At 73.1% G+C, this 10,151-nt stretch carries 9 protein-coding genes and 1 pseudogene; 5 read left to right on the top strand and 5 right to left on the bottom strand.

Features of this window, described 5'->3' with window-relative positions; genetic code table 11:
* On the bottom strand, nt 1-389 hold a 389-nt coding region (locus tag H9657_RS18845; RefSeq protein WP_225214519.1), incomplete at its 3' end, for a LysM peptidoglycan-binding domain-containing protein.
* A 176-nt stretch (nt 390-565) separates the two neighbouring features.
* Between H9657_RS18845 and H9657_RS02270 the strand changes: the two genes are divergently transcribed.
* Complete coding sequence (locus H9657_RS02270) at nt 566-976, top strand: Rv2175c family DNA-binding protein (protein ID WP_191779863.1); 411 nt, start codon at nt 566-568, stop codon at nt 974-976.
* Here the strand turns inward: H9657_RS02270 and H9657_RS02265 are convergent.
* The 3 genes and pseudogenes from H9657_RS02265 to H9657_RS02255 all read right to left on the bottom strand — a co-directional run bounded on the left by H9657_RS02265 (nt 973) and on the right by H9657_RS02255 (nt 3,722).
* Nucleotides 973-1,946 (bottom strand): annotated as a pseudogene (locus tag H9657_RS02265) (IS481 family transposase). The gene H9657_RS02270 and the pseudogene H9657_RS02265 sit on opposite strands and share 4 nt — an antisense overlap.
* A gap of 129 nt (nt 1,947-2,075) precedes the next feature.
* A complete protein-coding gene (locus H9657_RS02260) occupies nt 2,076-3,194 on the bottom strand; it encodes a polyprenyl synthetase family protein (RefSeq protein WP_191779861.1) in 1,119 nt (372 codons plus the stop codon).
* A gap of 9 nt (nt 3,195-3,203) precedes the next feature.
* Complete coding sequence (locus tag H9657_RS02255; RefSeq protein ID WP_191779859.1) at nt 3,204-3,722, bottom strand: hypothetical protein; 519 nt, start codon at nt 3,720-3,722, stop codon at nt 3,204-3,206.
* Nucleotides 3,723-3,857: 135 nt separating this feature from the next.
* Here H9657_RS02255 and H9657_RS02250 point away from each other — a divergent pair, with 135 nt between their 5' ends.
* The 3 genes from H9657_RS02250 (at nt 3,858) to H9657_RS02240 (ending at nt 7,381) form a co-directional block, all read left to right on the top strand.
* Nucleotides 3,858-4,979 (top strand): DUF4192 domain-containing protein, encoded by a 1,122-nt coding sequence (locus tag H9657_RS02250; protein WP_191779857.1) that lies wholly within the window; start codon nt 3,858-3,860, stop codon nt 4,977-4,979.
* 183 nt (nt 4,980-5,162) lie between these two features.
* The gene (locus tag H9657_RS02245) at nt 5,163-5,555 is read left to right on the top strand and encodes a universal stress protein (protein WP_191779855.1); all 393 of its coding nucleotides are present in this window, start codon (nt 5,163-5,165) and stop codon (nt 5,553-5,555) included.
* Nucleotides 5,556-5,842: 287 nt separating this feature from the next.
* Complete coding sequence (locus H9657_RS02240) at nt 5,843-7,381, top strand: RNA polymerase sigma factor (protein WP_225214359.1); 1,539 nt, start codon at nt 5,843-5,845, stop codon at nt 7,379-7,381.
* 160 nt (nt 7,382-7,541) lie between these two features.
* On the opposite strand, the gene H9657_RS02235 is transcribed toward H9657_RS02240, so the two are convergent.
* Entirely contained in the window at nt 7,542-7,757 is a 216-nt protein-coding gene (locus tag H9657_RS02235) for a DUF7455 domain-containing protein (RefSeq protein ID WP_191779853.1), read from the bottom strand.
* A 235-nt stretch (nt 7,758-7,992) separates the two neighbouring features.
* Between H9657_RS02235 and H9657_RS02230 the strand changes: the two genes are divergently transcribed.
* Nucleotides 7,993-10,134, top strand: a complete 2,142-nt coding sequence (locus H9657_RS02230; RefSeq protein WP_191779851.1) for a DNA gyrase/topoisomerase IV subunit B — start codon at nt 7,993-7,995, stop codon at nt 10,132-10,134.
* The last annotated feature ends 17 nt before the right edge of the window (nt 10,135-10,151 follow it).

Genomic DNA, 10,151 nt, shown 5'->3' with positions numbered 1-10,151 from the left:
CCGTTGGCGGCCACGACGGCGGCGACGGTGGTGCCGTGCCGGGCGGCGATGGCCGAGACGGTGTCGCCGCTGCGCACCGTGTACGAGGTGCCCGCAGGAGCGGCCGCGGGCGTGGCCGCCGACGCCGGTGCGGCGTCCGGGAGTCGCAGCACCTGACCCACGCGCACGCGGGAGGGGTCGGCCAGGGTGTTGTCGGCCGCGATCCGGGCGACGGTCGTCCCGCTGCGCTTGGCGATCGAGGTCAGGGTGTCGCCCTCGCGGACGGTGTAGTCGGCGGCGTGGCCGGCGGTGCCGGTGGCGGCGAGCGCGACGGTCGCGAGAGCGAGCGTCGCGCCCGTCCCGGTCGCGGCGCGCGCGACGGTGCGCGGACGCGGAGTGAGTGCGGACATGGCCCCCCCAGGGCGGTCGTCGAGCATGTGGTGCGGTGTTCGCCGAGTCGCACGGCGTGACGTGTGGTGCTGATGTGACAGGTGTGACGAACTTCGACGCTAGACGAGAATGTCCATGACGGAAACCCCGCGGGCCGGATGACGGCCCCTGCGCACCGGACCCGTAGGCTGACCGGGTGAGTTCGACCTCGGATCTGGACCTTCTCGTCGGCAGCTGGCTGACCGTCCCTGACGTGGCGGAGATGCTCGGCATCGACGCGGGCAGGGTGCGCCGCCTCCTGCAGGAGCGGCGGCTCGTCGCCGTGCGCCGGGGCAGCCCGCCCGTGCTGAGCGTGCCGGCCGACTGCCTCGTGCCCGGCCACCTCTCCAACCCGGCCGCGCCCGACGCGCCCTCCGCCGAGCGGCCGTGGGCCGTCCTGGCGGCGCTGCAGGGCACGCTGACAGTGCTGGGCGACGACGGCTTCTCCGACGAGGAGACCATCGAGTGGCTCTTCACGCCGGAGGAGACCCTCGGGGTCGCGCCGATCGTCGCGCTGCGCGCCGGCCGCAAGACCGAGGTGCGACGCGTGGCCCAGGCCCTGCTCTAGCTGTACTGACCCGCAGCGTTGTTGACGCGGTCGATGGGCCGGAGGCCGCCGATGCCGAGGTGGGTCGTTCCAGGTTGTAGCGGTCGAGCCAGGTAGGCAAGAGGGCAGCGCGTTCGGTGTTGGTGCTGAAAACGCGTGAGTAGGCCCACTCGGTGGCCAGGGTGCGGTTGAGGCGTTCGGCCTTGCCGTTGGTCCAGGGGCAGTGCGGTCGGATGAACTTCAAGGTGATGCCCAGCTCGGAAGCGGTGTCGCGAAACGCGTGTGAGAGCCGGTAGTTCTTGGCGTTGTCGCTGATCACGCGCTCGACGGTGATCCCGTGGGCGGCGTAGAACGCTGTCGCGCGAGCCAGGAACCCGGCGCAGGTGGTGCCCTTCTCGTCGTCGTGGATCTCGGCGTAGGCCAGGCGCGAGTGGTCGTCGATCGCGGTGTGCACGTAGTCGTAGCCCAACCCGCGCTTGTGCGCGGGTCGTTCAGTTCGACCGTGCGCTTTCCACCCGCCGCCGTCGGGGATGCGGCCGAGCTTCTTGACGTCGATGTGGACCAAGGCGCCCGGGTAGGGGTGCTCGTAGCGGTTCGCGGTGCGGCGTGAGGCGCGGATCGGCAGGCCGGTCAGCGGGTCGCACTCACGCAGGAGAGGGACCCGGTGGCGAGCCAGGACCCGTCCCACGGTCGAGGCCGGCAGGCCGAGGTGGTGGCCGATCCAGACCGGTCCGCGCCGGGACAGCATCCGTGCGATCCGCACGCGTGTCTCCACGCATGGGGCCGTCCGACGAGGGTGGGTGCGCGCGATGCTCGGCCGGTCGATGAGCCCGGCCGTGCCCTCGAGGGTGAAGCGGCGCCACCAGCGCCACGCCGTGGTCCGGGAGACGCCCATCTCGGCGGCGACGTGCGCGACCGGGCGCCCGGCTGCGATGCGACGGACCAGGACCAGCCTGCCGGCAGGGGTCAGCCGGGCGTTAGCGTGAGACACGAGAGACCTCCGTGGTCAGAGTCGGTTCCTAGACAGTCCCAACTCGACCCGGAGGTCTCTCGCTACGTCAACAACGGTCTTGGTCAGTACATCTAGCCGACGGGCGGGTCCGTACGAGCGGACCCGTCGTCACGCGGCGCGCTGGACCGCCGCGTGCGCGAGGTCGACGAGTGCGCCGCGCGCGGGCTCGGGCCAGTCGCGTGCCTCGATCTGCGCGAAGGCCTCGGTGCAGAGCTCCTCGATGAGCTGCTCGACCTCCGCCACCGCACCGGTGCGGACGAGCAGGTCGGTGAGCGTCGCGACGCCCACGGCGTCCAGGCGGGGGTCCCCGACGCCGCGCGTGAGGGTGTCCACGGCATCGGCGTCGCCCGCGGCGGTCGCACGGGCGAGCGCCCGTGCGACCAGCACCGTGCGCTTGCCCTCGCGCAGGTCGTCGCCGGTCGGCTTGCCCGTCGTCGACGGGTCGCCGAGCACGCCGAGCAGGTCGTCGCGGAGCTGGAACGCCTCGCCCAGCGGCAGCCCGACCGCGCGGCAGCCGGCCACGGCGTCGTCGTCGGCCCCGGCGAGCGCCGCCCCCAGCGCGATCGGGTGCTCGACGCTGTAGCGCGCCGACTTCGCCCGGACGACCTCGCGTGCCCGCCGCTCGTCCTCCTGCGGATCGCCCCACGGCATGGTCTGGGCGAGGAGGTCGAGGTACTGCCCGACCGTCACCTCGGTCCGCATCTCCTCGAACACCGCGTGCGCCGCGTGCGCGACGGACGCGGGGAGGTCGGCCAGCGCACGCGTCATCTCGTCGTCGCTCGCGACGAGCGCGAGGTCGCCGAGGAGGATCGCGACGCCGTCGCCGAAGCGCCGGGGCTCGCCACGACGTCCGCCGGCCTGGTGCTCGTCGGTGAAGACGCGGTGCGCGGTCGGCCGTCCCCGACGCGTGCTCGAGTCGTCCATGACGTCGTCGTGGAACAGGGCCGCCGCCTGGAAGAGCTCCAGAGCGGCGCCTGCGCGCAGCACCGCCTGCTCCCGCCCGTCGCCTGGCGTCCCGCCGTGGGCACGCCACGACCAGTAGCAGAAGGCGGCACGCAGCCGCTTGCCGCCGGCGAGCATGCTCTCGACCGCGTCGGCCAGCGGTGCGGCGTCCGGGCTGATGGCGCGGCAGGTCTCGCGCAGGCCGGCGACGTGCCGGGCGAGGGCCGCGTCCACACCGGCGCGCAGGTTCTCACGGTCGACGAGAGCAGCGTTCGCGGGGGGCACGTGCCCACCCTAGGGCGCGGGCGCGGCCACCGTCCCACCGAGGGTCATGGTCCGCAGGCCGTCGCGATCGAGGACGCCGACGACCAGCAGCTCCGACCCCTCGGAGCGGGAGAACGTCGTCTGGGCGGCGAGGCCCGCCTCGGCTGCCGGTGGCGCGGACTCGGTGAAGCCCGCGGCCAGCAGCGGTGCCCGGACGGCCTCGAGCAGACCCGCGGTGTCCTGGCCGGTCCGGACGTTGAGGCTGATGCGCAGGGTCGCCTCGCCGACGGGCTCGGCGGAGGACACCAGCACCTCGGCGTCGGGCGGCACGGGGACCAGGTCGGTCGGGAAGCTGGGGGCCAGCGTGCCGACCGCGGTGTCCTCCGCGATGTCGTCGGTGAGCAGGTGCTCACCGGACGTGGGTGTAGGTGTCGCGGTGGGCGCGGACGATGTCGCGGACGGCGGCGCGGTGCTCGTCGTGCAGCCTGTCACCAGACCGAGCCCGAGCAGCGTCGCGGCTGTCAGGGCGAGGAGAGTCGGACGAGGCACGGCGCCAGGGTAGCCGCGACCGCACGGTGGCGGGACGGGCGCGTGAGCCGCCCACAGGCCCGGCTCGAGCGGGGTCCGCCCACAGGTCCCGCCGACACGCCCCACGGTCCGCGCGCCGCGCGGTTCGGTGGACCCATGGAACCTCTCCTCCTCCGGCTCGGCGAACCGCGCGAGCTGCTCGCTCTCGTCCCGCACCTCCTCGGCTTCCAGCCCCGCGACAGCGCCGTGGTGGTGAGCCTGCGTGGGCGACGCGGGCAGGTGGGGCTCGTCGCGCGCGTCGACCTCGCGGACGTCGCCGACCCGACGCACGGCCCGCAGGTCGCCCGGTCGCTCGCGACCCACCTGCACCGCGACGGCGCGCGTCGCGCGGCCCTCGTGGTCTACACCGAGACGTCCGCCCCTGGGGGCGCCGCCCTCGCCGAGGCTGCCGCGTCGCACGTGGCGGAGGCCTTCGACGTCCCCTTCGGCGGCGTCGAGGTCGTCCTGGTCGGCGACACCACCTTCCGCTGCCGCTCGTGCGAGGAGACGTGCTGCCCGCCGCAGGGGCACCCCCTGAGCGACCTGCAGGCCACCCGGGCCGGTGCCGAGATGGTCCTGGCCGGGTCCGTGGTGGCCGCGGGTCGCGAGCAGCTGGGAGACGTGGGGACAGCGCCGCCCGCGGCCCGTCGTGCCGTCGCGCGGGTACGCCGGCGCCGCGCGGACGCCCGGGTGAGGGCGGCGGTGAGCGGGCCGCAGGCGCTGGCACGGTGGCGCGCGGAGTCCCTGGCCGCGTGGCGCGCGCTCGTCGCGTACGCGGCCACGGACCACCGGGGCCCGGTGTCGCGTCCGGCGCTGCTGGGTCGGGTCGAGGCGGGGCTGGTCGACCGCCGGGTACGTGACGCGGTCCTCGTCGCGTGCCTCCCGGAGGCCGGGTCGCTGCCCGAGCGGACGCTCGCCCACGCCGGCCCGGACGAGGACGCCGAGATCCGCTCGGCCATCGCACGACTCGTGGACCCGGGGGAGGGGCAGCCCCCGGACGACTCGGTGCGGGCCGTGCGCAGCGCTCTCGAGGACGTCGTGGCGCACGGTCGCCGCGGCGGGCAGGCGCCGGCTGCCACGCTGCTCGCGACCGTGGCGTGGTGGCAGGGCGACGGCGCGCGTGCGGCCGTGCTGCTCGAGCGGGCGCTGGACGACGACCCCGAGTACCGGCTCGGGCGCCTCATGCGCAGCGCCGTCGAGGCCGGGCTGGCGCCCGGCTGGGTGCGTCGCGAGCCGTGAGAGCGGCACCGGGCGGGACCGTCGTGGGCCTCGGAGTGGCCGACCGCGTGCGTCCGCGCTGGTCGACGGGTGCGTCGCCGCCGGTCAGCGGTCGTGCGCTGCGCGCCTGTCGAGGTCGTCGCAGGCCCCGCGCTCGGGTAGCGTCGCCGTCGAGGCCGGCTGGGGCCAGGAGGAGGAGCGGCGATGGGAATCGTGGTCGGCTACCTGGCGACCCCCGAGGGGCACGCAGCGTTGGACGCCGCCGTGGCGGAGGCTCGACGCCGGTCCGTCCCGGTGGTGGTGGTGCTCAGCGTGCGCCGCGACGAGACGCCCGAGCGTCGGGCGGAGGTCGAGCAGGCACTGGGCGAGGTCCGCGACGACCTCACCGCCCAGGGTGTCGAGCACGACGTCCGCCTGCTCGACGGTGGCGATGTCGCCGACGACCTCATCAGCACGGCCGAGGAGGTCGGGGCACAGCTCGTGGTCCTGGGTCTGCGCCGGCGGAGCCCCGTCGGCAAGCTGATCCTCGGGTCCAACGCGCAGCGGGTCCTCTTCGACGCGCCCTGCCCCGTGCTCACGGTCAAGCCCGCAGGCTGACACGCAGGCACCGGTACCGGTGCGGCGTCACCACGGGTTGCGTCCGGGTCGCGGACCCTGCCGGTCGGGTCGTGCGAGGAGAGCCGCGCCCGGATGTCGCGCGCCGGGAATGACCCGGGCCCTCGCGGCGTTGCAGGAGGTCGACCCCGGGGACGATCCACGTGCCGCCGGCGACGCGCGCGGCTGCACGCGCGGCAGGCCCCTGCGGGTCGGTACAATATCTGTCTGTCTCCCGGTCCTTCGGACTCTCCACGGTTCCGGTTGCCGCGCTGACGAAAGGTCGTTTCTTGACGTCCCAGACCCCCCACCCCGCACTCCCGCGTGAGTTCCAGCACCCTGCGCTGCAGGAGCTGGTCATGCGTGGACGGACCCACGGGAGCGTCGACAGCGCCTCGGTTCGCGCCGCCTGCGAGGCTGCCGGCGTCGAGGGCCCCAAGAGGCTGCGCGCCGTCGTCCGAGGTCTCGGTACGGCAGGCGTCGACGTGAACGACCTCGGTTCGGCCGGTCGCGCCGTCGCGGCGACGAGCGCGAAGTCGCGCCCCGCCGCGAAGGCGACCGTCACCGACGGCGCCGCCGTCAAGCCGGCCAGGGCCACCACCAAGACTGCCGCGGCCAAGGCGGCCGGCACCAGGACGGCCGCCGCGAAGGCGACCGCGAAGGGTGCAGCCGCCAAGGCGTCCGACGTGACGGACGACGCCGTCGACGAGGTCGTCGACGTCGACGTCACCGAGCTGGAGGACGTCGAGGTCCCCGACACGGTCGAGGTCGAGACGGACGACACCGAGGCCGGCGACGACGAGACCGAGGCGAAGCCTGCGGCCGCGAAGAAGGAGGACGAGCCCGAGGACACCGGCTTCGTCTACTCCGACGCGGACGACGACGACGCCCCCGCGCAGCAGGTCGTCACGGCCGGCGCCACCGCGGACCCCGTCAAGGACTACCTCAAGCAGATCGGCAAGGTCGCACTGCTGAACGCCGAGCAGGAGGTCGAGCTCGCCAAGCGCATCGAGGCCGGTCTGTTCGCCGACGAGAAGCTCGCGGAGATCCGCGACACGCTCGAGCCGAAGATGCGTCGCGAGCTGGAGTGGATCGCGCAGGACGGCCGCCGGGCCAAGAACCACCTGCTCGAGGCCAACCTCCGTCTGGTCGTCTCCCTGGCCAAGCGCTACACCGGCCGCGGCATGCTCTTCCTCGACCTCATCCAGGAGGGGAACCTCGGTCTGATCCGCGCGGTCGAGAAGTTCGACTACACCAAGGGCTACAAGTTCTCGACGTACGCCACGTGGTGGATCCGGCAGGCGATCACCCGCGCGATGGCCGACCAGGCCCGCACCATCCGCATCCCCGTGCACATGGTCGAGGTCATCAACAAGCTTGCCCGCGTCCAGCGCCAGATGCTCCAGGACCTGGGCCGCGAGCCCACGCCGGAGGAGCTGGCCAAGGAGCTCGACATGACGCCTGAGAAGGTCGTCGAGGTCCAGAAGTACGGTCGCGAGCCCATCTCGCTGCACACGCCCCTCGGTGAGGACGGCGACAGCGAGTTCGGTGACCTCATCGAGGACTCCGAAGCCGTCGTCCCCGCGGACGCCGTGAGCTTCACGCTCCTGCAGGAGCAGCTGCACCAGGTCCTCGACACGCTCTCGGAGCGCGAAGCGGGCGTGGTGTCCATGCGGTTCGGCCTCACCGACGGCCAGCCCAAGACGCTCGACGAGATCGGCAAGGTCTACGGCGTGACGCGCGAGCGCATCCGCCAGATCGAGTCCAAGACGATGTCGAAGCTGCGTCACCCGTCGCGCTCGCAGGTGCTGCGCGACTACCTCGACTGACCGTCCGCGGACGTGACGAGAGCCCGGCCCCACCGAGGGGCCGGGCTCTCGTCGTCCGCGGGGCCAGGACCGGTGCGCACCGAGCGCCGCCGCGCCCGGGCACGACGAAGGCCCCGGACCATGAGGTCCGGGGCCTTCGTGGCTCGTGGTGGTGCGCTCGTCAGCCGGCTGCGCCCGGGCCGGCCCCGTGCTCGGCGAGCAGCCGGTCCGTCTCGTCCTGGACGTGCGTCGCGACCGAGGCGAACTTGGGCGCGTGCTCCCGCGCGTGGTGGGCGCAGAAGAGCAGCTCACCGACCGGGAGCACGACGCGGACATAGGCCTGCGCGTTGCAGCGGTCGCAGCGGTCGGCAGCCGTCAGCGGGGTCCTGGATTCCATCGTCGTCCCTGTCACATCTCCATACAACCACCCGCCCACCGGATCCATGCCCTCGAAGGCGGGTGGTTCGCTCTCTGCGTACAAGATCGTGACGAGGTGTCACGCGTTCGTGACCCCGCCGCAACGTGACGTGCCACACGCGTCACAGGCCCGACACGTGGCCCCGGCGCCGCGTCGGCGGTCGAGCGGCATGGCGGGACCGGGTGCGTCAGCCCACCCGGCTACGATCGGCGCCGTGACGACGACCTCCGCTCAGGCCGGCTACACCGCGCGGCACCTGTCGGTGCTCGAGGGACTCGAGGCCGTGCGCAAGCGACCCGGCATGTACATCGGCACCACCGACAGCCGCGGCCTCATGCACTGCCTGTGGGAGATCATCGACAACTCGGTCGACGAGGCGCTGGGCGGGCACGGCGACCGCATCGAGGTCGTGCTGCACGCGGACTCGTCCGTCGAGGTGCGTGACAACGGGCGCGGGATCCCCGTGGACGTCGAGCCCAAGACCGGCCTGACGGGCGTCGAGGTCGTGCTCACCAAGCTGCACGCCGGCGGCAAGTTCGGTGGCGGCTCGTACGCGGCGTCCGGTGGTCTGCACGGCGTCGGGGCGTCGGTCGTCAACGCGCTCTCCGCACGCCTCGACGTCGAGGTCGACCGCGGTGGGCGGACGCACCGCATGACGTTCCACCGCGGTGAGCCTGGCGTGTACGACGACAGCGCCGGCATCAGCCCCGAGTCGCCGTTCGAGCCCTTCGTGCAGGGCTCCGAGCTCGCCGTCGTCGGCAAGGTCGCCAAGGGCGTCAGCGGGACGCGGGTGCGGTACTGGGCCGACCGGCAGATCTTCCCCCACAGCGCGGTCTTCTCCTACGACGAGCTCGTCACCCGGGCCCGGCAGACGAGCTTCCTGGTGCCCGGCCTGGCGATCACGCTGCGCGACGAGCGCCGCGTCCCCGGCACACCCGGCGAGCACGGCCCGCACGAGGAGACGTTCCTGCACACGGGCGGCGTCGTCGACTTCGTCGAGCACCTCTCGCCGGACGCCCCGGTCACGGACACGTGGAACCTCACCGGTCAGGGCACCTTCACGGAGACGGTGCCCGTGCTCGACGACCGCGGCCACATGACGCCGCAGGAGGTCTCGCGCACGTGCGACGTCGATGTCGCCGTCCGGTGGGGCACGGGGTACGCGACCGAGGTGCGCAGCTTCGTCAACATCATCGCGACGCCCAAGGGCGGCACGCACCTGGCGGGCTTCGAGGCGGCGCTGCTCAAGACCGTGCGGGCCCAGGTGGCCGCCAACGCCCGGCGCCTGAAGATCTCGGTGAAGGACTCGTCGTCGGAGCGGGTCGAGAAGGAGGACGTGCTCGCGGGCCTCACGGCCGTGGTCACCGTGCGACTCGCCGAGCCGCAGTTCGAGGGCCAGACGAAGGAGGTCCTGGGCACCGGACCCGTGCGCGGCATCGTCGCCCGGGTCGTCGAGCAGCAGCTCACCGAGATCTTCGCGTCGCCCAAGCGCGACCACAAGGCGCACTCGTCGCTCCTGCTCGACAAGGTCGTGGGGGAGATGCGCGCGCGCGTCTCGGCCCGCAAGCAGAAGGAGATCTCGCGCCGCAAGAACGCGCTCGAGTCGTCCTCGCTGCCGGCCAAGCTCGCGGACTGCCGCATCGACGACGTCGCGCGCAGCGAGCTGTTCATCGTCGAGGGCGACAGCGCGCTCGGTACCGCCAAGCTCGCCCGCAGCTCGGACTTCCAGGCGCTGCTGCCGATCCGCGGCAAGATCCTCAACGTCCAGAAGGCGTCCGTCGGCGACATGCTGAAGAACGCCGAGTGCGCCGCGATCATCCAGGTGGTCGGCGCCGGGTCGGGGCGCACGTTCGACCTCGAGGCCGCGCGCTACGGCAAGATCGTCCTGATGACCGACGCCGACGTCGACGGCGCCCACATCCGCACGCTCCTGCTGACGCTCTTCTTCCGGTACATGCGCCCGCTCGTCGAGGACGGGCGGGTCTACGCCGCGGTGCCGCCGCTGCACCGCATCGAGGTCATCGGTGCCGGGTCGCGCAAGAACGAGTACGTCTACACCTACTCGGAGGCCGAGCTCACGAGCACGCTGAAGAAGCTCGACCGCGCCGGCAAGCGGTACAAGGACGACATCCAGCGCTACAAGGGCCTGGGTGAGATGGACGCCGACCAGCTGGCCGAGACGACGATGGACCCCCGGCACCGCACGCTGCGCCGGGTGCGCATCGGGGAGGCCGAGGCGGCGGCCGCCCACGTCGAGAAGGTGTTCGAGCTGCTGATGGGCTCGGACGTGGCACCCCGCAAGGACTTCATCGTCGCGAACGCGCACGCCCTGGACGCCTCGCGCATCGACGCCTGACCGGTCCGGCACGCGCC

This window comes from Cellulomonas avistercoris (assembly GCF_014836445.1).
Lineage (GTDB): Bacteria > Actinomycetota > Actinomycetes > Actinomycetales > Cellulomonadaceae > Cellulomonas > Cellulomonas avistercoris.
The sequence above is the reverse complement of the archived record's forward strand: the minus strand, read 5'-3'. Positions and strand labels throughout refer to the sequence as shown.